Source organism: Bacillus jepli (assembly GCF_047238305.1).
Classification (GTDB): domain Bacteria; phylum Bacillota; class Bacilli; order Bacillales; family Bacillaceae_L; genus Ferdinandcohnia.
This window is the reverse complement of record NZ_JBDFMO010000001.1, coordinates 2169089-2192565: the sequence shown is the minus strand read 5'-3', so window position 1 is coordinate 2192565 and position 23477 is coordinate 2169089. Positions and strand designations below refer to the sequence as shown.

Here is a 23477-nt window from a genome sequence, read left to right as displayed (position 1 = left end):
ACTCACCTTCTCTCCAGATTATTAATTCTTTTTTCTAGTTTTCTTTGTTTGTCGAAGATGCCCAGAATATTAGATTTGTTACTCTCCTCTGTACCAACAACGGGGATAATTGTTTCTCCATTACTATCAATGGTGATTTTTACTTCACGAACAATATCTTGAATGACTTCGAACTTTTCTTGTACTTTTCTAAGTCTCTCAACATCAACCGGTACAGCTTGGTAAGCTGAGATAAAATAATAAATTGTTTCAATGTCAACCACTTCATTCGGCATTGTCAAAACAACTGATACCTTATCACCAAGATTATAATCTCTTCCAAAACTTAACTGAGGAGTATCAATAGGTGTAAATAAAAAAGCGTTTTGTTCTGCCTTATTGATTAATTCTTCGTCCAGTGATTGGTGCAATTCGTCTACCTCAGTTGTATCTCGACGATCCACAAACGTTTCAATACGTCCAAACTTGGCAATGCTGGAGTTATCATTTTTCGTTAGTAAGATACGTTCTTTCCCTTCACCACCACCACCAACAACGATAAAGTTTGCTTCTGGATTATTTTGGCTATATTCAAAGCTTGCAAGATTCCCCAACAACGGACTAAAAAAAGCAGCCTTGGTTTTGTCTTCTAATTGGTAAACATCAAATTCCAGTCCGTTTTCACCTTGTACAACGTTAAAGCCAAGGCCCCCACCTTTTAATGCAAGAGAGGATAAAAACTCAATCAAATTATGGAAACGAGCTCTTCCTTGCACGATGTTACCTAAACCTACATCATTACCTAAAACAATTTTTCTACGTTCAGGCAAGGCTTTTGGTCCGCAATTATAATCCACATATTCCATCATTATGGTACTTGCTTTCCCTGTACGAACATCATAAGCTTGTGAGTTTAAATCTCCATTTGGATCGGGTAAAGCTAAGGTTTCTGCTAACACCTTCATATCATCTTTACCGATTATTGTTAACGTATCACCTTTGACAGTGAATGACCGATGTCTTCCAGTTACCGTACCACTAAATAGTGTTTTCCCATCTCTTTTGACGATGATTCCATATTTCGGCTTAATTAATTCTTTGGCAGCCATTGTATCGGTAGGTATGTCCAACACAAAAGAACCCACTGCATTAAAGCGTGGGATTAGTTCAAGTTTGGTAAACTCAGTTATTTCACCTATTCGTTTGTAATTGGAGTCTCTTATATATATTTGATACATGATTATGGCCCCCAATAACGATTACGGTAGGTTAATTGAATACTAGATGCTTCATTAGCATTGGACATTTCAAGTCGGATACTGTTCTTACCCTCTTGTAATGCCCATAACGATGATTCATCCGTTAAGGTATGGAATAAGTTTGTGCCATCATTTTTCGTAACTGTCTTTTCAAATGGTTTCGTGTTAATTGTTATGCTTTCACCATCACCTACACTTGTTTCAATGTGGGTAATTTCACCAGTAGTCATATTACGTAAAACAATATTTTCCCCCGGTCCCGTGATGATCCATTCAGGCCATGTTTCTACATCCCCTGTGTTATCTATAGAAGTGTCAGCAAAAACACTTGAGGACGTAAGACGCAACGGGAAGAAGGGAAAGAAAGTCGCCGGTGATTCATTAATTTTAAATGACTTAACAATTGCTGCAGTATCGTACCAGAATGGATCGAATGCTCGGAAAACCAATATTGCTTTTTGCCACCGCACCCCTTTAATACCTCTCTCTTCCCTACCTTCTAGCCCCGTTAAATAACGACACGAAAGCTCACGTTGACTTCCATCAGGAGATATTACTTTTAATTTTCCATCTCCTTTTAATGGGTTTAACATTCTTGTAGTTTGTCGCATTTTATTCTTTAAATTCATTTCACTCTTTGCCTTGATATAAATAGGAATATCCACATCTCTTGGTTCAACATTAACATTCCTTAATCTACTTCCAGGCTGAAAGGGTACTTTGTCTTCTGTATATGAAATAGGCGGCATCCATCGACCGTTCATCCCACTTAGAACTTTCATATCAGTTTCAAAAAGATGTTCAGTGCCATTCGGATCAATCCAAGAAATTTTATCAGCCATACAGCACCTCCAGTCGCTGGATTGTGCGCGTTATTTCAGTTTCATCAATAATAGCTTTTTGAGGATAGATATTTACATTTGTATCGCCATTCCTAAGGTTATTCCCAGCCATTGTATCCGCAATCATCTTACCAATTGTTCCGAGCACTCTATCTGTTAATGGTAATGCCGCTTCTGGTCCAGCTTCTCCAAATCCTTGCAATCCTAATGGAGTATTAAATACTGTTGGTCTAGTGAACAAAGCTCCTCTTGCATTCCAACTAATCTTAGGAAGCTTTGGTGGATTTAAAGAAAAATCACCTGTTATTTTTAAGCTGGGAAGCGTAGGAAGTTCCGGCAGTTTTATTTCTGGTAATTTCAACACTAATTTTGCAAAATAACCTTTAATTTCGTCTACTTTATCAGAAACATATTTCCTTGCTGCCTCAATTGCAATAGATATTCCTTCTTTCAATTCAAAAAATTTACCTACCCCGTCAGTTACGATCTCAGCGGTTTTTGTTCTAAAATCAGCGTGCATTTCCTCTAATTTTTGTTTTATTGTACCTTTCATTAAAGCTGCGGTCACTGACACATCACGTTGAAGCTTTTGCCACTTGGTTAAAATTTCACCTGTTTCCCAGTTCACGTAGTTGACATGTTCCTCTGCTTGAAGCTTAGCTTGTGCCACTACATCGTTATGCATCGATGTAGCACTTTCAACAACGCCGTCTCGTTGTTCTTGGGCATCTCTAATCATTTTTTCGGCTTGTTCTTGCGTGATCGCGCCAGTTTCATCCCGCAAACGGATAATTTCTGCTACTGTTTTTTGATACTGTTCTTCCGCCTCTTTAACTACTTTGTTCTTTTGTTCAACAGAATTTTTCACGGTTTCTGCAGCTTGCTCAGCAGTAATCTTACCCGATTCCATTTTCATAGCTTCAAGAATTGCCTTTTGTTCAACCTGTGATTCACTCATGACCTTAACAGCGGTTTCCTTCATTCTCTCTTGAATGGTTCTGATAACGTGTTCTTCGCGCTCTGTAAGCTGGCGATTTTCTTCCGCTGCCGTTGTATAAATTTCATGTATTTTTTGTTTGTTGTACTCAACCATTTCGGCTTCTTTTTCTTGTGATTCCTTAACAGTTTTTAGGATTTCATCCTTTTCTTTTTTGGTAATTGAGATTGAATTTCTCATAAGATTCTCAACAGACGATAACTGTTCCTCGTGTTTTTTGTTCATATTGTCGACAATTTGAGTATTCATTTCATCAAATGTTCTAATTAGGGTATCAGCCATTTCCTTTGTTATGCGTTGTTGCCCCCAGGAAAGCTGATTTAGTGAAAGGGTTGCTTTTTTGTCTAATTCAAGATATCCACTAACTGCTTTTTTCGTAGCTTCTGAAACTCCCTCTCCCCATAGATCAACCTCGATAGATGACTTCTGTAAATGTTTGTAGAGTTTAATTCCACCGTAAGTTAACGCTGCTATAGCACCAATCGTAATTCCAATAGGACCTGTAAGTACAGTTAACGCACCGCTTAAAACAGCAGTTGCACCTCCGGCTGCTGCAATTGCTCCAGATACTGCTGACACTGTGGTGATGAGTCCACCCAAACCTGACATTAATGTGCCGCCGACAACAAGTAACGGTCCAATAGCAGCAACTACACCGCCAATTGCTAATATTGTTTTTTGCGTACTCTTGTCCATTTCAGCAAATGATTTTATCCACGGTTTCACAATGTCAATCCCGTCTTTAACAATTGGGATTAGTTCTCTACCTATGGTGATACCTAAATCTTTGATTTCATTCAACAACATTTTGATTTGTGAAGCTGTAGTCTTATACCGTTGTTCTGCTTCATTTGATAAAGCTGTGTTTTCGTCCCAAGCTTCATTTGCGATATTAATAGACTTTGCAACCAATTCATGTGCACCAGACATCCTCTTAATGACATCTACTTCTCGGATTCCCTTTATCCCTAAGCTATCCAAAATCCCCGACATATTTTCGCCTGCTTTTGATGACTCGTTTAGTCCCTTTAATAAAGCGGTGAACGCAATTGTCGGTTCTTCTTTCCAAGCCTTTGAAAAGTCCTTAGCACTCATTCCTGATGCTTTTGCAAATGCATCTAACGTTTTACCGCCATTATCAACCGCATTTGTTATTTTGGTAAAAGCCATAGAAAGTGCTGTTCCTCCGGCTTCTGCTTCCACACCAAGCGAACTAGCTGCAGCAGATATAGCCATAATTTCGGATTCTGTTAGTCCTGCTTGATTTCCTGCAGCGGCTATCCTCATACCTAGCGACACAATTTCTGATTCTGTTGTGGCCATGTTATTTCCGAGTGAAACAACCGAACTACCAAGCTTGTCAAAATCAGCTTGTGACATTCCCACGATATTCGCGAATCTCGCAAATTCGGTTGCTGCTTGCTCCCTTGTTAGGTTCGTTGCTTCACCAAGGTCAATGATCGTCCTGGTAAAGCCTAAAATCGCTTCATTCTTTATTCCTAACTGTCCGGCGCTTTCAGCAACAGCTGCAATGTCAGTAGCAGCTGTTGGTAATTGCTTTGACATATCACGTATACCTTTTTCGAGTTTCGCAAACTCTGATTCCGAAGCGTCTACCGTTTTTCTAACTCCTGCGAAAGCAGATTCAAAATCTACTGCTGTCTTGAATGCTGCACCACCCATTGCAACGATCGGCGCAGTGACTCTCATTGTTAGATCCTTACCAAAACTCTTCATCCCATCGCCGACAGTTTTTAGCTTTGCACCAATTGGAGTTAATTTTTCAGAAAGTTGATACCAGGATGATGATTGTTTCCTTATCTCAGCCTCAACTTCATTAAGTTCTGCCTCGAGTCGATTGTATGCAGCTTGTGCATCATTTACCTTCTTGGCTTGACGTTCGAGCTGAACCTCATTAGCTGAACCGCTCCCTTTCATTTCATCATACTTTTTTCTAGTCTCAGTCAGCTTGATATTTGAAGCTTCGAGAGATCGCTTTAAGACATCCTGCTTCGAGTTTAAGCCTTGAAGAGATTTTCCGTAGTCAGTCCCTTTTGCTTTAATTGCTTTTAACTCGGAACCCATAGACCTGAGGTTGCGATCTACTTGTGCCATAGAACCATTAAAATTTGAAGCGTCCAACGATAAAGACACTGCTAAGGATCCAATGTTTGCTGTCATATTCTCACCGTCTTTCAGTCAAAGACATAAAAAAATCACAGCCAGTTTAATTCATCTGCTGTGACATATTCCGTTTCTATGGTGTTTAATTCAATCCAAAATTTAATATCCATTTCGTCAATTTCGGGAAGCTTGTAACCTTCGGCTAATAACTCTCGATACAAGTTTTTAATCCACTCATACCCATCAAAGTCACCTACTTCCCCGGTTCGTTTCCCTCGTTACTTTCAACTGTCAATCCACCGAAACTGAGAATTTCGTTGTATATTCTCATTACTTCACTGTCGAGTTTTCTCGCATCAATACCGTCCCAGAATTCATCAACTGTGAATTGTTTGCCAAATGCATTGACGCAGAATTCAATAAGCTCATCAAATAACTCAGCAGATACTTCTTCATTTCCTTTCATTTTTTTGTTAATAAGTAAAGCGTTTCTGAACACGCGACCTGGAACAAAATCATTTGTAAATGTTTTGTCCTTGCCATCAATTTTTATAGTGATTTGCATAACCTTTCATCTCCCTCATTAAATAAAAAGAGAGGAACAAGTCCTCTCCTAAAATCAAGGTGTTGGTGTTACAGTAGGTTTTTTAACCGATGCAAAGAATGTATCAGCCTTTTCTGTCACACCTGTATCATCTGTACGAATTGTATATTTCAAGGTACCATCTTCAAGAGGAATTGCTTCACCTGAAAATCCTTGTTGCTTGAATGATGTTTCCCCTTTTCTTTTTGTAGTATTAGATTCTTCCGTCGGTTTTAACTTTGCTTTGTACAACCACACCATCTTAGAACCACTTTCGAATCCGAGCGCAAGATAATTAGGAGTGTCATTAGCATTCATGATTAATCCTTTTTCATCGGATACCTGATGCCCGTACCAATCAGCTTGTACTTCTGTTGGTAGGTCTGCGACTTGTCCAGCAATTGTGATAGTATCCAATTGCACTTCATTAGCTACTACACGATCGCCCGCATCGAAATTTCCTTCGCTAAAATTGGGGGTAAGTGTTAATTCAATCGGCATAGTAAGTGTTTTTACCTCACCGTGTGTTTCTGTCGTTTCATCAGTCATAACCGCATAATGCAGTTTCTTAAGACTCATTTTTTGTACTTTTTCTTGTACTGGTGTCATTCTTGTGCCTCCTTAATTTTTAAAGTTAATTCCTCTACTTTTTTTAATGCCTTAATTGTTTTCTTAGCTTCACGTTGTATTGCTTTCAATCCTGTAAGTGCTTCTGAACAATTAATGTCTACAGTGAATGTGCCGATACTTTTTGTGTTGCCCTGTTTTTTCATGCGCCTGTTATTAATTTTTTCACCAGGTCTAGTTATAGATGTTTGAACTGGACTATCACATTCATTGCACCTTAAACCGTCCGTATGCCTAAATTGACGTTCTGAAAATACCTCTCTATAACCACATACCATACATTCCAATGTTGTTACCTTACCTTCGCACGACTTCATGTCTGCCATGGCTCTCACTCCTAAAATTAATATTCATCAATAAACTTAAACCTTAGAACTTTATTAAAATGCGAATCTCCATCTTCATAAGGCGCATCATATTCAAATGTGCGCTCAAACCCTGCATTTTCTAAAGTTTCACGAACCTTTTGTACTAATTGATGATAGTTACCCTTTGACCACACATTGACTTGAATCATCCGCCCGGTGCTCAATTCTTCATCTCCTGCCTCTAAATCAGGACTTGTATTATATTCTAGGAAAGTGATGTATTCACTAGGCGGTGTCATGCCTGTTGGCAACGCTTGAAAAGAAACAGGAGCTCCTATGCTTGATAATGTGACAGTTACAAAATCTATCATATCCCTCATAAGCCTAGCCCCTTTATTAGTTCATCAACCATTGCCTGTTGTGCATCGTCCTTACTTTTCTCAAATCCCCTTCCGAATACGGGATTTGCACCAGTTGAACCCCAGGTAACTCGCTTACCACCCTTGGTTATTAAAGTGCCTCCACTACGCCCGAATTCAATTAAATGGGCGTGGTACGCTCTGCCACTGTGGACAATGACCTCGCCATATTTGGGTCTTCTTAGTTTGATATTTTCCCTAAAAATACCCCTCGAATGTTCCCCAGAATGACCTTGACTTCTAGAACGTTTACCAAAATTCGCCTCACTTTTAATAGCATCCTGCGTAATCTTTCCTGCTTTATTCACTGCTTTATTTTCAATGGCTTCATCGATGTTCAAATTTCTTAGATTTTGCAAAACTACTTCTAATCCCGTTATTTCCATTTCCAAATCAAAGCACCTCCCGAACCAGGATGGTGAACCATTGATTGTTCTCGTCATCATTGGTCATGGAATAGATATCATAGTCTTTGCCTTTATGACGTATACGCATGGTATCTTCTAAATCATCCCGATAACGAATGCTAATCTTTTTTAAATCCTGCATTTGTACAGCTGCAGATTCAAAAAGTCGTTTTCCTTTTTGAGTTTCTATTCCTGCCCATACAGTGGCATAGCTTTCCCACGGACCTTGTGTCGGCCAACCTCCGACTACTACATCTGGGGGTTTTAAAAATGTGATTCTATGCTTCAATAACCCTGAGTTTTTCCTAGGTTTATATTTAAATGCTTGCATCAGGATCACTCTCTTCAAGCGTAATTTCTTCTAAGGCTTTTTCGATACCCAGACTATTTATTCGACTTAAAAAGTTTTTATCGAACCATTCTAAAGCATCGTTGTAAACATACCGAGAACGCTCAAAAACTAACTCCTTAAATTCTTCATCAGTTTCAATTTCCCGATTACCGCAAGGTTTTTTTAATGCTTTCACAGACGCAGAAAGGATGCGTCTTAGATTGTCATCTTCATGATCCTCTAAGTGCATCCTTTCCTTAAATTCTTCCAAAATAGTATCTGTGATTGTATCAGTGATGCTCATTCACATCACTCCTTGTTTTCTTTTTCTGCCTTAGCCTCTGCAAGCTTTTCCCTCAACTTTTCAAGCCCTGTATTAGGGTGTAAAGAGACGCCAAGTGATTCCAATTCAGCTTTGATTGCTTCTTTCTCTTGTTCCTCAGCTTTGACTTTATCTTCATCGGTTCCAACAGCTTCAATAAAGATACGTTTATATTTCGGATGCACTTCTTGAAGTGCTTTTAAACGTTCCTCAGATGGTTGGTAATCACCTTTTGGGTACTCTTCTCCAACCTCGTACTCAGTGTCATTGTCATGTGTATCTTTAAATCTATTAATAACTTTAAATGGCATTATGATTCTCCTCCTTTAATGTTAATTAAACTTCTGGTGCAGGTTCTAATTGTAGGTCATATACTTGAGAAGTATATTTATCCTTTGGCTTACCATTAGCGTATTGTTTAGCAATATAAAGCGTTGCGTCTTCTAGCGCCATAGTCTGTTCAAATTTCTTGATAGGCTCAGTTCCACCCATTGCAGCAATATACTCCCCCTTAACAAAGAACAACACTTTACCTTGTGGTACGAAAATTGACTCTGTTGGAATAGGGTTAAATGGCAAGCTTGTTACATAAACCCCTGCTGCATTTTGAATTGTTGCATTTGCTTGGATATCGAAAGTGTCAAATGGGTTTGTAACCATAACTACTTTTCCAGCAATTTTCTTAGGTTCATCTGCATCTGTTCCATCCTGCTTCGCCTTTTTAGCGAGTAGTTTAACGACACCCTTCATTTCATTGATAGTTGTACGCCCCGGTTCGAATGTTAGTGTTCCAGCTGATGCCTTATCTGGATATACACCATCAACAACATTACCTTTAGGATCCTTTAATAGTCCTATAGGTTGATTTTTACCAGTTCCAGCGATAAATCCGCGCTCCAATCCTACCGCCATAGCTTCAGTAATCATTGTACGAACATAACGTTCAATCCAAACAGGTCCAAGCTTTAGCATGTCATTAGCTAGTGGAATAAACGCTGTTAATTTAAGGTGGCTAATAGATTCTTTACGGAATGTTGCATTTAGTTGCCCTTGGATATCACCGAATAATGGACCCCATACTGCTGCGCCCTCCGGATCACCGTAGATGAATTCTGTGACTGCTCCAAGGTTTTGTAATCCTAGATGCTGTAAAAGTGGGTGTTCCTTTTTAAGGTCTTCAAAAATTCGTTCTTGTGTTGTTTTAGGTAGTGTTTCTGTATCCTTAAAACCACCATCTTCTACAACTGCATTGAAGAACGTCATTTCCTCGGATGTTAGTACATTAACTCCACGTCCTTGCATAATTGAACGGTCAAGAACCGAGGTATTAACCTGATTCATAATATCACTTTGTACGTCTTGAGCAAGAGCTTCTAACATGGTATTTAAGGCTTTTGACTGTTCTTCAGGAGTGCCTTCCTGCGTAGCTTTTGCAAATGCTATTTTCTTTTCTTCAAAATTGTTAAATGTAATTGGCATAATTATTTACCTCCGATTATTTTAAATTTAAAAAGAGCTTACTCAAATTCTGTTTAGATTCAACAGGTTTAGGAGTAGGCTCTTTTGGTTTTAATTCATTTCTTAACTTTTCTTCCACGGCATTGATCATTGAATTGACCATGTCTTCTGTAAGTAAAGATCCATTTTGGTTAAGCTCTGGTTTAGCAGCAACAATTTTATTGTTAAATTCTTTCGCCTTGTTTTGGAATATCTCTGACTCAACCTCTTCAGGTTCAGCATCTACAATTTCATCAATTAATCCTTTCTCCAGCGCTTTTGATGCCGATAGATACGATTCCTCATCAAGAAGCTTTTTTGCCTCGTCAGCGTCAATTCTGTGCGTGTAGGATGCTAATACAGATTCACCAATACTATCTAAATCATCCGCAACCTTTCGCAATTTTTTAGCATTACCGACAGCATAGGTCCAGGCATTATGGAGCATTAATTGAGTATTAGAGTATGCTTTAATTTTGTCAGCGCCCATACAGATTATAGAGGCAGCACTAGCAGCAATACCCGTGATGGTGATTGTTACATTTCCTTTATGACCGCGTAAAGTATTCATGATATCAATTCCCATAAATACATCGCCGCCATAAGAGTTAATTTCAAGTTCGATGTCCTCATCTTCTTTAACTGATTTCATCTTGTAATTAAAATCCCAAATACTCGAATTCCAACTAATAATGTCCCCTTTGATTTTATGCTTCACTTATTTCTCACCCCCTTCAAGCACTTCACTATAGTTCTTGGTCATAACATACTTATCAAGCATTGGGTCATCCACCCTTTCTTCCCCTAACCTCTCACGCAGCTCATTGCCATTGAAAACTCCACTTGCTCTCAGCTTGTCTACAGCTGTAGCTACATCAAAAATGTTGCTATAAGAAATACGTTTAATATCCATACGTTTGCCTGATAGATAATCGGTTTTATCAATGAATTTTGCATCTCCCTCATCCTTGATTTTTTTGATAATAGGGTCTATACAAAATGTCATATAGTTTCTTGTTTGTTTTTCAACATCTGCCATTTCGCCTTTAAGCAAAGCAATTGGAATTCCTAATGCGTTTGCAACTTGATATAAAAAGCCATCTGTCACCTTGTTTACTTCATCAACGGAATATTGTGGGTGTTGAATCTTGGACTCTTCAAGTTTAAATCCTCTTTGTTGAGGAACGACCGCAATGTCTTTTTCACTAAAAGCTTTATAAATTTTTGAAATATATTTTTGTAATTTCTCTTGCGCTTCTTGATTCTTTTCTAAGGATGCTTCTAAATCAACAGTCCCACGGATCTGACCTTTCCGTTTCTGAAACGCAATGATTCTGCCAAACAATTCTCCGTAATCCGTATACAAGCCATCTAGTAGGGTTGAAAGTTTTTCATTTGTGTATTCCAGATAGAGGACTTCACCCATTCTATAAGTGCGGTTGAATGTGTGATTTTTCACCGTAACATCCTTAAAGCTATCTTCGTATACAGCATATTCAACACGCGAAAACGAATCAGCGATTAATAAATCGTCACTATCTGACTTGATAACCAGCACTTCATTTTCTGTAATTAGTTTGTGTATGAATTTCTGCCAAAATGTTGAAGCAGTCATATTAAGGTTTGGTCTTACATTTAAACGATAATATAATTCATCCTTAATAATTTCCTTACCCTTTTTGATGCGAAATTCCGATTGGCTTATTGTTCTGGCAATCATGTCCACACAGATTTGAATTGCTAATTTTTTCATGAAGATTTTTTTAGATGTATCCTCAATTAATTCAAAATCAAACAAGGATTGTAATTCACTGTTGCGCTTAAAGACAGCGTTCAGAAACCCCATATATTTTCTCACCCCCTTTTCTAAAAATCGATATCATCTAAGAAGAAATCCACATCACCGACCTGTATCTCATCGGCTCTGTACATAGCGTGAACAAAACATTGAAAACCGTCTGTTTTTCTTCTCACAGGTTCTTTCTTCCTGTACACCTTGTTACCATCTTTTTTAATAACGACAAGGACATTCTGCGTATACCACCGCATTAGTGGGTTATCCCCAAAAATGATATGATGGTTTGCAAATGCTGCTTCAATCCTTGGAGCAAGTAAACTATGAATTGCTTCCGGGTTTCTAATAACTTCGACCTCAAACCCTGCTTCTTCAAGTGGTTTCCTAAGTGCTTCCATACGGAAATTGTCACCTACGATTTTTTTTATGTTGTAATACTCTCGCATTTTCACAAACCAATTTACGATATGTTCTGGGTTTATTGTAGGTTCGTCCACAACTGTTAACAGTGATCCTTCTTTCCACTCTTCCCATTCTTTGATAGGTGCGAATTTTTGTTTGGTGATTTCGGTTGCTTTTCTGGAATAACCATAGTAAATATCCACAAATTCTTTTCTTGCGAATGAATGAGTTTTAAAAATGTAATCTTCATTATCCCTGAATAAAAGACCACAAGCTGCAAAGTCTCTTACACTAGCAAAGTCGATAGCACCTATACATTCTCTACCAAGTAAATCTGGGATAGGTTTATCCTTTGTAGCTGCAATCTCTTCCCACTTCGCTACAGAACGTTCAAGGTCTGTGACAGGTAAATTCATTCGCTTAGTCATGAATTCTTCGCGGTTGGATGGATCGTCCTCTAAGTCCTCGTATTCTTCCATGATGGTTTCGAACAAACCTTGAGCATACCCTCCGCGTGGTTCGCTTAACATAGGGTTTGCGAGTTCCCAGTTATCAGGGGCATCTATCTGCTTTTCATCATCAAGCTTACAGATAAAAGGGAACAAGGAATTAACCCTGGCTTCTCCTTTCAACACCTTTAATGCTTTTTCTTTCATCTTGTCCAGGAAGCCATCACGAACATATCCATCTGTACCAATGTAGAATTCCCGAGGATTCGGTTTCTTACCTAAACCGGAAATATGGACTCGAACATCTTTATTACTCTCGTACTGATGGCACTCATCGAATACTACAGCACCATCACGTAGACCGTCCTTTGTTTCTCCGTTGGATGTCCGGAATTTGAGAATACTTCCTGTAATTTTTGAAATGGTCTGTGTAAGGGTTGTTTTAAAAGCTTTAAGTAAAGTTTGGTGTCTTTTAATTGTCTTATGGACTTCATCTGGTGAAGTCTTTGCCTGCTCTTCACTATTGGCCACAACTGATATGTTGTAGTCTGGAATACCATGAAGCTCACTAATTAGAAAATGGGTAATAACAGATATTAATCCGTTTTTACCTCCACCACGTCCTAGCATCCACAAGTACTTTCGATAAAAGACACGATCGTTTTTTTTGAAAAATAAAAAGACGAATGCTATTAAGAATTTCTGAAATGGTTGTAAAGGGAAGTACCACTTCTCACCGAAGCGAATACAGTTTTCAATCATTTCATCATCAAAATACAAATCGTCTCTGCTTAATACATATTTTTTTAAGTACTCAATTAATAAGACTCGCTCTTTGTTAAACTTTACTTTTCCAGTCTCATAAAGACGGATATACTCATCCACATATTTTTGACGAATCATATTAGATCACTAGAGCTGTACTCACTTTCGACTGAATTGCCAATAACATATTTCGACTTATTGACTAGGTCCAAATCTTTACCAAGAGCGATTAATTGAGCATTTATTTTATTACGTTCACTGATAAGGGGGTGAGCCTTGGTGAATTCCTGCGAACCATTGATTGTAGTTACCGACTCCCCCTCTTTGTTAATTATCTTGCTTATTTTTCTGAAGGATTTTACCAAGTCGATATACCTTTCTACTTTCTCAACTTCCAGTAAATCGTCAGTATCAATCCATGCCATTAGCTGTTTTTTTAGGTTGTTTATAGCTACTGCCAACGTTCCCACCCCCCTTATGTATGTATTTTTTCAAAAAAACCTGACAGTTAAGGCCACAACCGGTGTAGGAAATTTTTATAATTCGACAAAATATTTGACGGGGGGTGTCCTACCACCTCTCGTCGTCCCATTTAATCTCTTTCGGTGTAAAAACCTTATCGTGAATGACGTTGTGATGATGCAAACAAAGCGTTTCTAAGTTACTGAGTACCAATGCAAGCTCAGGATAGTCTTCTATCTCCATGATGTGATGCACGTTGAGCTCGATAGATTTGCGCTTGCCTTCTTCCTTCTCAGAATCAACATGAACCAACCCCTGTCGTTTACATTCCTGGCATTCATAGTTGTCCCGTCTCAAAGCTTGCTTCCTTAACTTGCGCCAAGAAGTAGAGTTATAGAATGCTTTCTTTTCTGCCTCAGTTTTGTACTGCTTCATCCTTCAACAATCCTTCTTGCTTCATCCATGCTTTGTTTTATCCTGGCTTTAAGTTCAGATTCTTTAAGGGTTAATGATGATAAAGTTTGTTCGTCCATACCTCTCATAGAAACATGTAACTTTCTCATTTCTTTTTGGAGTTTCAAAGTCTCTTTACTCGAATAATAGGCAACATACTCATGTTTACAATGCGGACACCTAAAGAATGTTTTCTCTATTCCATTCTTTACTTTTTTAGTTTTGAATTTCGTTACTGTAAATGGTTTATTACAACCTTCATTACAACTGGCTTGAATAGGTTTAGCCATTACTGCTCACTCCTTTCAGGCATAATAAAAAGCACCTCCTAATGAGATGCTTAAAACAACCAAAATATTATAATGATAATTGGGATAGTAATTAGCAAAGTCAATAGACATCCACAACCTGCGATAGCTCCGCCTGGTTTTTGCATTGACTTACCTACCTTCGTCATTTTAGCCGATCGCTCAATCTGCTTTTCAAGACGTTGTTTTTTCTTTTCTTCCTTGGTCAATTCCTTAGGCTTATCTCTCGTTATTGGTTTAGTTTGTTGAGACATAGGTTTTTCAAACACTAATGTCAATTCTAAACCTCGAGTCAACTCTTCTTCTTTGATGACATCCTCATCAGCAACATCATCATAGTCAACTGACCTGTATTTACCACCAGTAAATGATGCAGCGATGAATTTGAAATCACTTCGTTTCATTTGTTCCGTAATGTCGTTGGTTTCATCGCGTTTAATATATCCCACATGATGTTCACCGCCATTAACGTCTTTCATAAAGACTTTAATTGCATTTGGATCATAAGGGTTACTTGGTTCGGGTTCTAATCTAATAACATCTGAAATGGTTTGATATTGAAATTCTGATTGTTCCTCTCCATATTCCAACATCTCACGTTTTGTCATTCCATCCCAAGAAACTATATAATCATTTTTCTTGTATCCGTTAGCCAATCGTTTAAGTAGGTTCTGAATATCTTGTTCTTTATCATTTGTTTTTGTTACTCCAGCAATTTTATAAGACAAATCTATTTCCCCCTTTTCATCTTCTTATTTCGACAAAGGGAGATATTTTCCTTTTTATTAAAAGGGTTTTCCTTGAATTTGGCGAATATTGTAAAAAAAGGAGGTGGAAAGTATGAGCACTTACAAACCAGGTGAAAGACCAAAAGACTCAGGTCAGTTTATTCAAACTGGTCCAAGAGGTGGAAATCCAAGCAAGACTGAAATTACAGGTGTTGAAGGAAAGCCACTTCCTCCAACATCAAAGCCGGGTAATGTTTGGAAACAAGTCGACAAAACAAAACATAAACGATAAGCAATTTAGTAAGAGGTAAAATCGGATACCAGACTGATGCCTCTTACTTCCTCCTCACGACTCCTCTCATTGGACTGAATATTTTTATATACTATGGCCACAATAAATACCAATAAAATCAGGAGGAATATTCAATGGACTTCTTAGATCTATTAATCAAAATTGCTACTCTTATTAAACTTTTGTTGGATTGCATTGAAAAAATTAAAAAGTTTATAGATATTTACAAAAAAAGAAAAATAAGAGTAAATTATATTAATATTCCTCTACTTACTACCTATGCCTAGATTAAATCATTGATAGCCTCTGCATCACCATAAGTTAACCCAGTAATGCGAACACTGCTATTCATCACATGGACTAAATCGTCACTATAAGCATTGAAATAGAACTTTTCTTTCTCATCAAATGATTTATAAGGCACTGCAATAATTTCTTTAATTCCCTCAGCTTCAATGCCTACGAATACAAATGCTGCTCCCTTGTCCCTTGCACCTGCAAATGTATTAATTAAATGTTGTTTAGTTAGTTTCATTTCCTTCTCACAGCTCCTCTCACTTGTTTAAATGTATCTCTCCTGGTACCCATTAGATCCTCAATATCTCTACGGCTTAAATCCTCTTTATGCTTTGATTTAGTCACCGGCTTCCCAATCGCCTTATTCCTTTTTGGCAAACTTAATGTCATTTTTTCCAATTGCTCTTGTTGTCGTTTACTAAGATGATCGGTTACTTTCATATGACCACCCCACAATGATAGTGCTGATTCTTTTCAGATTCATTCAGATTTAATTTAAATACAATTTGAATACCTAAGTTACCCCAAATAAAAAAGCGCCCCTAAATTGATTCAGGACGCTTTCTTGATAGTTTTCTATGTTATTAGAATATCATGGATAAAACCAAATGATCTGCCGTTATTCTGCCAAAATTCTGCCTAGTTTCTGCCATATTATTTGTTTGTTACTTTTAGTTCATTCTCTTTCTCTACTGTATAGCTAATAAAATACTCTACAGTATCCTTCAATTCTTTGTATTCTTTTAATATATTATCTCTATCTCTTAAATCATCTGTTTCTATGTATTTTTCAATTGAACTAGTTGTATTGGAAACTAAGATTTTTATTAAAACAATAGCTCGATAAATATCTAAGGGAATTTTATCAACTTCAACTACTAAATGTTTTTCTTCATATTTTTTTATAACCGATATATTCGAAGTGATATGATATTCTTTTTCATTTTTCAACCAGTGCTCCATATTCTTAATTACCTCGTCAAAACTAGACATTATTGCATTAATATATCCTCTAAATTCAACAGTATATTTGATATATTCTTCTAATTTTCTTGTCTTATCTTTGTTTTTGTCGTAAGCAATCTGTTTATTTATTACTAAAAGTGAAGCTCCTGCCGCAAGAAAAGCACCCAAAAAAGTACCAGTAAAATTTATTATCGCTTCCCAATAACCAAAACCTACTAGCATAATCTCCCTCCTAAATTAAAGAGCACCCTGTTAATTAGGATGCTCACTCTTATAAACTTCAATTCTAAGAATAAAAGCAAGCTTATAAAATATTCTCGCTTTTAACCTGTAATACCTTCTTTCGCTAAACCCTAATTCATTATATATTTCATAATCGTATGTTTCTTCCTCTTCCAAGTATCGTTTATAAATGATTTCCCTTTCGAATTTAGTCATTCGATTTACTCCGCGAATGATTCGTTCCAGGTACTGATCACGTTCAATTTCAAAGTCCACTTTGTCAATTACTGCATTTTCTGTTGATGAATGAAAGGCATTGGTGTGTGCAGGTGGTACAAGTGTATAACTGGCTGTTACTTTTGGTAGTCTTTCCTCTGGAACTGTAAGTAAATAAAAACGATATTTTTCGAGTGCAGCTTCCACAGCTTCTTTTGTTTTCTCTCGGTCTATCTCTGGAAGCTTAAATGTTAATTGTTGTCCCACCTGGACCCCTCCCATGATATAATAATTATTGGGTATAGCTGGGATGAGTCCTGGCTTTTTTTTGTTTCACCATGTGCCTTAAAATTTATGAATACAATACGCTCCAATCCAAATTCCGAATAAGAATGAATGTATTGGAATACGATTGAACTCTCCAAAAACCACACAAACAAAAATTGCAAGGAAGTTTGCGAGCAATCCGGCATAGACTGTTGCTCTAATGAAATTTACTAAAATGAGTTATCACTTCCTTCGCAATTTATTTCGAACTGCGAAGTTATTTTTAATTGATAATAATATTTTTTATAGGCTAGAGCCGTTGAATCGTGATAAATGGCGCATATATTAAATTGACTTTAAATGAAGGAGCGATTTAATGTATACCTATAGCTATATGCAAAATCCACAACAAATAAAATTTATGATATTAAATACAGTCGAACCAATTGTGCAATATGGTTTAAAAGAAGCCCAATATACTTCTTATAATCATGCATTAAGAGAAGTTGCAGCAATTTCTTATTTAATGGGTATGGGCTATCAACCTATGCTTGCTAGGCAGATTGTTGAATCGTGGGAATTGAATGAAACCTTTTAAAATCTTCAATCCTAGAGGCACTGTTAATTCAGTGCTTTTTAATTTGTTGTCTAATTTGCACTATTTTTATCTTTTAATGCGCTTTTTAGTTCAAAAACCTTTATTGACACAAACCCTTATAAATCATCATTTGTTTGCACTTATATATATCCATAGATACAACTGCGACTTATAATAATATTTACGGACTAAAGAAAAATTTGTCCAATAAAAGTAAAATCAGCATTAATAACCCCATTATTACTATGTTTGCTGAAATACTTATCAACAAAATATATTTGTCAAACCATTTTTCCTTATTGATAATAAACACCCTCCACTAAATAAAACTAAAGTTATTATTACCAATATTTATTTAGAAAAACACTCATGATTAAGAGCACTTTTTCTGCAATCTGTATTCCTCAATTAATTTTTCTTCCTCCGTATATATCGCTATTTCTTTCATTCCAATCCATCAAACAATATTTAATTTGCCAGTTTTATAATCTACCTCTATTCCAATTTCAAGAGTAGTTTCAACGTTAGCATTACCATGATAAAAATCTGCATTGCAGTATGGACAATGATCTAATTCATAATCTTTTAATTCGAAGAATGCTTGCTGACAAACATCGCAACGGGTCATATCAACTTCAATTTTCCTGTTTGAATTCATTTCTTCACCTTCTCCAATAAAAGGTTATATTCCCTTTCTAAATTCCTGTGATGGATTTTAAGTCGTTCGTGTTGCTCCACCAATTCTAAACGTTTATCAGCTTTATGCTTTGCCTGTTGATATTTCTTATTTAACTCGTCAATCTTGTTCTTTTGACTATTTACCTTCTGGGCAGTATTGTTATACATTTTCATAAATGATTTTACGATTGGCGCAAGTTTAGTCGTTGAGACAGTTTTTTGACTATTGATGATGGTATTTAATTGGTCGATTGGATTCATTCCCTCTCCCTCCGCTTTGGCCAACTATAATCAACTTTTCTTCTGGGCGCACTTTGTGGCTGAGAACGTTTTGGACGATTTCTATATTTCTCTAACTCTTCGGGAGAGAGGTAGCTAATGACTACCTCCCCATGTAAAGAGTTTTTATGCGGTTTTGTCATTCTTTCAACATCCCATTTTTCACAAAGATATTTCTCCACGCCCGGTTCAACCTGTCTTTACGACGGCGAGCAAGAGACTTGCTCAACCGTCTTTTCTGTTTTTTCTTATTGGACATGTTAATTTACCGATGTTTCTTCTTTATCAACTTCAAGAGACATCTGACCGTCTGGAACCGAAACATTGCCATTACCGTCGACATTGTACTCAATGCCTTCGTGATCATTCTGCTCATAAAATTCCTCGATGCTCATTTGTGATGGTTGAACAGATAATTTCACGTTACGACCAGCAAATTTGTAAAGCTCTTGCGCTTTTTTCTCTGAATCTCCTTTTATAGCAAACTTCATTGTTGTTTTCTTAGAATCACGTTGAATGTTCATAAACTCGGCTGTTGTTTCGCCAGCTGCACACCCTTCAATATCAAACACCACGATACTACCAGCTAATTGATAAAGTTCATTTGAAGCATTCTCAGCATCATCACCTTTAATTTCGAACTTCAGGACCTCTTTCTTGTCGTCCTTTTGTTGCATTTTGAAAAATACATTTAACTCAGTTTTTGCCATTTTAGTTCGCTCCTTTTATTAGAAAAATATGTTTGATTCACTTGCAATATTAATTCCGCGTATTTTAGCTAGAGAAAGTTCCCGCCTTAATTCGTAATAATCAAGTTCCTCGATGTCCTGACCATTTCTTGCTACCATTACTTTTGCTGCTCTTAACTCTTGGATGAGATTTTGCCGTTTTTGTTCCATTACCGAATCGTAAAGGACTCCCATCCTGCTATGCCCTCCTTTTCTTTTTAACCTTTGGTTTTGGATTTTGAATTGCATCTAACACTTCCAAGTGATATTTGATACGTGTAACATTTTCCATGCCTAATTTGAGACACCTAGCAATCTGTGCCAAAACATAAGCATCCCGAACATTGTCACTTGGATGTTCAAATCCGAAATGCTTATAAATATGAACTGCTAATTCATCTTTTTTGGTATTACCTTTTCCGCTTGCAAACTTCTTTAATTGACTTGGCGAAGCTTCACTATAGCTGTGGTTTCTTCTAAGAAGGCCCATTCTAATGCCCCAACCTATCCCTCCAAGCTGAATGGCTTGTTGTGAAGCAAAACCGAAACCTTCAATCACGATAAAATCACCAGATTGAACATAGTCCATTACTTCATCGATTAAAGTAGCCATTCTGTAAGGATCCTTATCTCCTGTACCTGTTAACTCTTTTGCTCTAAGAACATTTCCATGCTCGTCCAATGCAACGAATCCAGTTTTAGTTGATGGGTCAATTCCAACGAATCGTGTCATGCTACAAGCCCCATTTCTTCCCGAATTTGCTCAGCAATGGCTACTGCTACAGCGGATACCTGAATGAGCTCGTTGTATAAATCTTGAGCATCTGTATCCTTGCCCCATCCTTTACTTGCTTGCATAGCTTGGGCAACTTCCCCTACTTCTTCAATTAGGATTTGTAACCAGGTGCCTAGGTCATGACGTTGCTTTCCCCATTTGGAATTTTGTCTTAATCGTTCCAGTGCAACATCATTGATAACCGCCCTATACTTATTTGAATCTGCATGATTAGTAATTGCATTTTGTAATGCTGTTATTTTCCTAGTTTGGTAGTCCAGCAGTTTTAACAAATCGTCCATGGCATATGTAGCAATATCACGCTTTTTGCGAAAAATGGACCTAAAGATTTGTTTTATTTTCCTCATTGTTTCCCTCCTAACTTTTGCTTGTATTCATCCAACAGTTGATTCATTCTTGCTTTGTTTTTTTCAGCAAAGTAACGATCTAACTCCGATGTGCTTTCTTCCATCCCTATTGCGCTTTTTTCGTAAAGCAAGAAATCTAAAAGTAACAGTAAAGGTTGTGCATTGTATTCAATCGCATCTAAGTAAAGGTCCCCAACTGTTGCCCATTCTTTATGAATCAAACTTTCGGTTCAAATCCATTATTTTATTGGTTTCTTTCATGTAGAACAATTCTACTTTACCTGTTGGACCATTCCTTTGTTTTGCGATATCAATCTCTAGAATTCCTTTTTTATCTGAATCTGCATTGTAATATTCATCACGGTAAAGAAAAGCAATTACATCGGCATCCTGCTCGATACTTCCACTTTCTCGTAAGTCAGACATAACCGGGCGTTTGTTAGATCTTTGCTCGACATTACGACTCAATTGCGCTAAGGTAATCACCGGACATGTAAACTCTTTAGCCATTGATTTCAGAGCTGCTGAAATCTCCGAAACTTGCAAATGTGAATTCCCATTGTAATGATCTTCTGGCTTTATTAAAGTTAAGTAGTCAATCATTACAAGGACCCTTTTATCCGGATATTCCTTTTTTACTTCACGAATGTGAGCCCTCATTTTATTAATTGTTTGCCCTGGCTCGTCAAAAATTTGGGGGTTAATTCGTTCTAATAGGCCAATGGCATAAACCCAGCCTTGACGATCTTTATTGTCAAAGTAATGAAATGGATTCCTTACTTTTGTTCCTTGAATGTTTCCTATCATGGAAAGCATTCTCTTGATAAGACTTTCAGCACTCATTTCTAGTGAGAAAATGATTGGTACCGTACCTTTTAGTCCTGCATTTTTCGCGATATTCAAGATAAGCGCCGTTTTCCCCATTGAAGGTCTTGCTCCGATAATAATTGAATCTTCGTCCTGGAAACCGTCTGTCATATCATCAAGGTCCATAAATCCGCTTTGGATTCCTGAATATCCTTTTGGTGTTGCTATGTTAGGGAGTTCATACATATTGACTAAATGTTGCCGTAGATTGAATTTTTCTCTTGTACCTGTTTTATCTATATCGTTCAGCTGCTTAATGATTTTCTGAATATCTTTGGTTTCGATATTTGGATTTTCGGCCACCGGCTTTATAATTTGATACACATTTTTCTTTTTCCAGGCATCGATGACTGCAGCTTCATATGCTTTGAATCCTTGGACAGATGGAACACTGTTTTTTAACTGCGCAAGATGTGCTGATCCACCAATTTGATTAACCCCGTCTTTACCGATTTGAGTAATCAATGTAATTGGATTAATTGGTTTCTCGCTTCGCTCCAGTTCCTTCATTGCAATGTATAGCTCTTTATTCCGGAAATCTTGGAAATGCTCCGGCATTAATGAGATTTCATTGATTACCACGTTATCGATTAAGATACAACCTAAAATCCCACATTCGGCTTCATAGTTCATGATTGTTTCGATAGAAATCCTCTCCCCTCAAATTTCTCATGAAGGATAGGTGTTCATGGTTAACCTTAGATTCAATGTTTTCCTCGTACAGTTCAGAAATTGTTGGCGCAAACTTGTTGCTTCGAACGTGTTTTTCTAACTTTTTCATTACTGTAGTGAAGTCCTGGTCTTTAAATATCCCCTGCCAAAAATCAACCTTATCAGTGCTAACTTCGAAATTTTCATAGGACATTTTAATGTATTTGAATAACTGAATAACTTCCGCTCTATTCATCACAAATTCTCCCAATCTATTTCGTTATGTTTTTTATGCTTACCAGTTCTGATGTTAGGTTCCTGACTTTTAACCCATTTATCTAAAATGGTTACCTCTAAATATTTGAAATGCTTTATCCGATCTAATCGATGTTTAGGTTTAAACTCATCAAAAATTTCATCTATCCATAAAAGGATTTTGTCAGAAGGAATATTGTCTTGAAGCAACCTATCAATTGCTTGCTCATCCTCTGGTGTTAAATCAAAACCATGTGCTCTACGTTGCAAATATTTATTTATGATTAATTCTTTTGGAGTAGGATTATCATTTTGGTGCAATTCCTTCCCTCCTTCTTTCAATATCTTTAAAATATCTTTAATACTATCTTTAAGGGTGCTTTCATCCTTACTCTCCCAATCGTTTGGGAACATTTCGAGTAAGTGTTTCACTAACTTGTCAGTTAGTGTTTTACTAACCTTTTCGCCCATTTCAGTTAGTGTTTTACTAACTCGCTTTTTTAGCTTGGTTAGTGTTTCACTAACTTTTTTTCTTTTCAGGTTATTGTGAATTAGATAATCCAATTTCTGCTTGTCCCATCTTTTGCAAGAATCTATCTTCCACATTTCATGATTCTTATTAACTGAAAAAATGTTTTCATTTTTATCCCACTTAATCACTTTAGCTTCAACCAGATAATCTAATTCACGCTTTATATCTCCCTTATAAATCCCTACGATTTCAAAGACGTTCATTTTATCAATCAAACAATCCTTCTGATGGCATCCATACGATAGGCGAATGATTAGGTGAAGGATGGCTAACTGTCTCTTAGAAAAATCTCTTCTAATGATTTCATCCATTAGTTCAGTTGCAATCCTTATATAGCCTTTTTCCAGTTGTACATCTGCCAGGACCTTCACCCTCCTTCATCATTTCTTTACACATATAATCTTGTCTTTTACTACCTTTACAGCCCTA

The 23477-nt window shown here is 37.1% G+C and carries 37 protein-coding genes; 2 read left to right on the top strand and 35 right to left on the bottom strand.

Annotated elements, in window-relative coordinates; genetic code table 11:
• Positions 1-2: 2 nt before the first annotated feature.
• From ABC371_RS11125 to ABC371_RS11030, 20 genes are all read right to left on the bottom strand, one after another.
• A complete protein-coding gene (locus ABC371_RS11125; RefSeq protein ID WP_412896872.1) occupies positions 3-1217 on the bottom strand; it encodes a siphovirus ReqiPepy6 Gp37-like family protein in 1215 nt (404 codons plus the stop codon).
• A gap of 2 nt (positions 1218-1219) precedes the next feature.
• On the bottom strand, positions 1220-2080 hold the full coding sequence (locus ABC371_RS11120) for a phage distal tail protein (RefSeq protein ID WP_412896871.1): 861 nt from the start codon (positions 2078-2080) through the stop codon (positions 1220-1222).
• Positions 2073-5258, bottom strand: a complete 3186-nt coding sequence (locus ABC371_RS11115) for a phage tail tape measure protein (protein WP_412896870.1) — start codon at positions 5256-5258, stop codon at positions 2073-2075. The genes ABC371_RS11120 and ABC371_RS11115 overlap by 8 nt, the downstream gene beginning before the upstream one ends.
• A gap of 35 nt (positions 5259-5293) precedes the next feature.
• Positions 5294-5422, bottom strand: a complete 129-nt coding sequence (locus ABC371_RS11110; protein ID WP_412896869.1) for a hypothetical protein — start codon at positions 5420-5422, stop codon at positions 5294-5296.
• A 32-nt stretch (positions 5423-5454) separates the two neighbouring features.
• A complete protein-coding gene (gpG, locus tag ABC371_RS11105; RefSeq protein ID WP_412896868.1) occupies positions 5455-5766 on the bottom strand; it encodes a phage tail assembly chaperone G in 312 nt (103 codons plus the stop codon).
• A 54-nt stretch (positions 5767-5820) separates the two neighbouring features.
• The gene (locus ABC371_RS11100; RefSeq protein WP_412896867.1) at positions 5821-6393 is read right to left on the bottom strand and encodes a major tail protein; all 573 of its coding nucleotides are present in this window, start codon (positions 6391-6393) and stop codon (positions 5821-5823) included.
• The gene (locus ABC371_RS11095) at positions 6390-6737 is read right to left on the bottom strand and encodes a hypothetical protein (RefSeq protein WP_412896866.1); all 348 of its coding nucleotides are present in this window, start codon (positions 6735-6737) and stop codon (positions 6390-6392) included. The genes ABC371_RS11100 and ABC371_RS11095 overlap by 4 nt, the downstream gene beginning before the upstream one ends.
• A gap of 17 nt (positions 6738-6754) precedes the next feature.
• Positions 6755-7099, bottom strand: a complete 345-nt coding sequence (locus ABC371_RS11090) for a hypothetical protein (RefSeq protein WP_412896865.1) — start codon at positions 7097-7099, stop codon at positions 6755-6757.
• The gene (locus ABC371_RS11085; RefSeq protein ID WP_412899328.1) at positions 7096-7524 is read right to left on the bottom strand and encodes an HK97-gp10 family putative phage morphogenesis protein; all 429 of its coding nucleotides are present in this window, start codon (positions 7522-7524) and stop codon (positions 7096-7098) included. Before ABC371_RS11085 ends, ABC371_RS11090 begins: the two co-directional genes overlap by 4 nt.
• Before the next feature lie 7 nt (positions 7525-7531).
• Positions 7532-7876, bottom strand: a complete 345-nt coding sequence (locus tag ABC371_RS11080) for a phage head closure protein (protein ID WP_412896864.1) — start codon at positions 7874-7876, stop codon at positions 7532-7534.
• Positions 7863-8180, bottom strand: coding sequence for a hypothetical protein (locus ABC371_RS11075; RefSeq protein WP_412896863.1), 318 nt, complete (start codon positions 8178-8180; stop codon positions 7863-7865). The genes ABC371_RS11080 and ABC371_RS11075 overlap by 14 nt, the downstream gene beginning before the upstream one ends.
• 5 nt (positions 8181-8185) lie before the next feature.
• On the bottom strand, positions 8186-8509 hold the full coding sequence (locus tag ABC371_RS11070) for a hypothetical protein (protein WP_412896862.1): 324 nt from the start codon (positions 8507-8509) through the stop codon (positions 8186-8188).
• Between the two features lie 25 nt (positions 8510-8534).
• Positions 8535-9677: a phage major capsid protein gene (locus tag ABC371_RS11065; RefSeq protein WP_412896861.1), complete on the bottom strand. Its 1143-nt coding sequence runs from the start codon at positions 9675-9677 to the stop codon at positions 8535-8537.
• Between the two features lie 16 nt (positions 9678-9693).
• Positions 9694-10413 (bottom strand): head maturation protease, ClpP-related, encoded by a 720-nt coding sequence (locus ABC371_RS11060; protein ID WP_412896860.1) that lies wholly within the window; start codon positions 10411-10413, stop codon positions 9694-9696.
• On the bottom strand, positions 10414-11541 hold the full coding sequence (locus ABC371_RS11055) for a phage portal protein (protein ID WP_412896859.1): 1128 nt from the start codon (positions 11539-11541) through the stop codon (positions 10414-10416).
• Between the two features lie 20 nt (positions 11542-11561).
• On the bottom strand, positions 11562-13244 hold the full coding sequence (locus tag ABC371_RS11050) for a terminase TerL endonuclease subunit (RefSeq protein WP_412896858.1): 1683 nt from the start codon (positions 13242-13244) through the stop codon (positions 11562-11564).
• Entirely contained in the window at positions 13241-13567 is a 327-nt protein-coding gene (locus ABC371_RS11045; protein ID WP_412896857.1) for a P27 family phage terminase small subunit, read from the bottom strand. The genes ABC371_RS11050 and ABC371_RS11045 overlap by 4 nt, the downstream gene beginning before the upstream one ends.
• 109 nt (positions 13568-13676) lie before the next feature.
• Entirely contained in the window at positions 13677-14003 is a 327-nt protein-coding gene (locus tag ABC371_RS11040; protein WP_412896856.1) for an HNH endonuclease, read from the bottom strand.
• Positions 14000-14311 (bottom strand): hypothetical protein, encoded by a 312-nt coding sequence (locus ABC371_RS11035; RefSeq protein WP_412896855.1) that lies wholly within the window; start codon positions 14309-14311, stop codon positions 14000-14002. The genes ABC371_RS11040 and ABC371_RS11035 overlap by 4 nt, the downstream gene beginning before the upstream one ends.
• Before the next feature lie 50 nt (positions 14312-14361).
• Positions 14362-15057: an HIRAN domain-containing protein gene (locus ABC371_RS11030; RefSeq protein WP_412896854.1), complete on the bottom strand. Its 696-nt coding sequence runs from the start codon at positions 15055-15057 to the stop codon at positions 14362-14364.
• 112 nt (positions 15058-15169) lie between these two features.
• On the opposite strand from ABC371_RS11030, the gene ABC371_RS11025 reads away from it, so the two are divergent.
• Positions 15170-15349, top strand: coding sequence for a hypothetical protein (locus ABC371_RS11025; RefSeq protein WP_412896853.1), 180 nt, complete (start codon positions 15170-15172; stop codon positions 15347-15349).
• Between the two features lie 283 nt (positions 15350-15632).
• On the opposite strand, the gene ABC371_RS11020 is transcribed toward ABC371_RS11025, so the two are convergent.
• From ABC371_RS11020 to ABC371_RS11005, 4 genes are all read right to left on the bottom strand, one after another.
• Entirely contained in the window at positions 15633-15884 is a 252-nt protein-coding gene (locus ABC371_RS11020; RefSeq protein ID WP_412896852.1) for a hypothetical protein, read from the bottom strand.
• Positions 15881-16087, bottom strand: a complete 207-nt coding sequence (locus ABC371_RS11015; RefSeq protein ID WP_412896851.1) for a hypothetical protein — start codon at positions 16085-16087, stop codon at positions 15881-15883. The genes ABC371_RS11020 and ABC371_RS11015 overlap by 4 nt, the downstream gene beginning before the upstream one ends.
• Positions 16088-16300: 213 nt before the next feature.
• Positions 16301-16834 (bottom strand): hypothetical protein, encoded by a 534-nt coding sequence (locus tag ABC371_RS11010; RefSeq protein WP_412896850.1) that lies wholly within the window; start codon positions 16832-16834, stop codon positions 16301-16303.
• Between the two features lie 30 nt (positions 16835-16864).
• On the bottom strand, positions 16865-17317 hold the full coding sequence (locus ABC371_RS11005) for an ArpU family phage packaging/lysis transcriptional regulator (RefSeq protein ID WP_412896849.1): 453 nt from the start codon (positions 17315-17317) through the stop codon (positions 16865-16867).
• A gap of 376 nt (positions 17318-17693) precedes the next feature.
• On the opposite strand from ABC371_RS11005, the gene ABC371_RS11000 reads away from it, so the two are divergent.
• The gene (locus tag ABC371_RS11000) at positions 17694-17915 is read left to right on the top strand and encodes a hypothetical protein (RefSeq protein WP_412896848.1); all 222 of its coding nucleotides are present in this window, start codon (positions 17694-17696) and stop codon (positions 17913-17915) included.
• Positions 17916-18372: 457 nt separating this feature from the next.
• Here the strand turns inward: ABC371_RS11000 and ABC371_RS10995 are convergent, their stop codons facing one another.
• From ABC371_RS10995 to ABC371_RS10945, 11 genes are all read right to left on the bottom strand, one after another.
• A complete protein-coding gene (locus tag ABC371_RS10995) occupies positions 18373-18573 on the bottom strand; it encodes a hypothetical protein (protein ID WP_412896847.1) in 201 nt (66 codons plus the stop codon).
• A complete protein-coding gene (locus tag ABC371_RS10990) occupies positions 18570-18854 on the bottom strand; it encodes a hypothetical protein (protein ID WP_412896846.1) in 285 nt (94 codons plus the stop codon). Before ABC371_RS10990 ends, ABC371_RS10995 begins: the two co-directional genes overlap by 4 nt.
• Positions 18855-19011: 157 nt before the next feature.
• Positions 19012-19131: a DUF3983 domain-containing protein gene (locus ABC371_RS10985; RefSeq protein ID WP_412896845.1), complete on the bottom strand. Its 120-nt coding sequence runs from the start codon at positions 19129-19131 to the stop codon at positions 19012-19014.
• A 1-nt stretch (position 19132) separates the two neighbouring features.
• Complete coding sequence (locus ABC371_RS10980) at positions 19133-19582, bottom strand: hypothetical protein (protein WP_412896844.1); 450 nt, start codon at positions 19580-19582, stop codon at positions 19133-19135.
• Positions 19583-19600: 18 nt separating this feature from the next.
• Complete coding sequence (locus ABC371_RS10975; RefSeq protein ID WP_412896843.1) at positions 19601-19795, bottom strand: hypothetical protein; 195 nt, start codon at positions 19793-19795, stop codon at positions 19601-19603.
• A gap of 4 nt (positions 19796-19799) precedes the next feature.
• Positions 19800-20333, bottom strand: coding sequence for a hypothetical protein (locus ABC371_RS10970; RefSeq protein WP_412896842.1), 534 nt, complete (start codon positions 20331-20333; stop codon positions 19800-19802).
• Positions 20330-20743, bottom strand: coding sequence for a MazG-like family protein (locus ABC371_RS10965; RefSeq protein WP_412896841.1), 414 nt, complete (start codon positions 20741-20743; stop codon positions 20330-20332). The genes ABC371_RS10970 and ABC371_RS10965 overlap by 4 nt, the downstream gene beginning before the upstream one ends.
• Positions 20740-20964, bottom strand: a complete 225-nt coding sequence (locus tag ABC371_RS10960; protein ID WP_412896840.1) for a hypothetical protein — start codon at positions 20962-20964, stop codon at positions 20740-20742. The genes ABC371_RS10965 and ABC371_RS10960 overlap by 4 nt, the downstream gene beginning before the upstream one ends.
• Complete coding sequence (locus ABC371_RS10955) at positions 20954-22243, bottom strand: replicative DNA helicase (RefSeq protein ID WP_412896839.1); 1290 nt, start codon at positions 22241-22243, stop codon at positions 20954-20956. The genes ABC371_RS10960 and ABC371_RS10955 overlap by 11 nt, the downstream gene beginning before the upstream one ends.
• Positions 22233-22517, bottom strand: a complete 285-nt coding sequence (locus ABC371_RS10950) for a replicative helicase loader/inhibitor (RefSeq protein WP_412896838.1) — start codon at positions 22515-22517, stop codon at positions 22233-22235. The genes ABC371_RS10955 and ABC371_RS10950 overlap by 11 nt, the downstream gene beginning before the upstream one ends.
• Positions 22517-23419, bottom strand: coding sequence for a replication protein (locus ABC371_RS10945; protein WP_412896837.1), 903 nt, complete (start codon positions 23417-23419; stop codon positions 22517-22519). Before ABC371_RS10945 ends, ABC371_RS10950 begins: the two co-directional genes overlap by 1 nt.
• Positions 23420-23477: the final 58 nt, after the last annotated feature.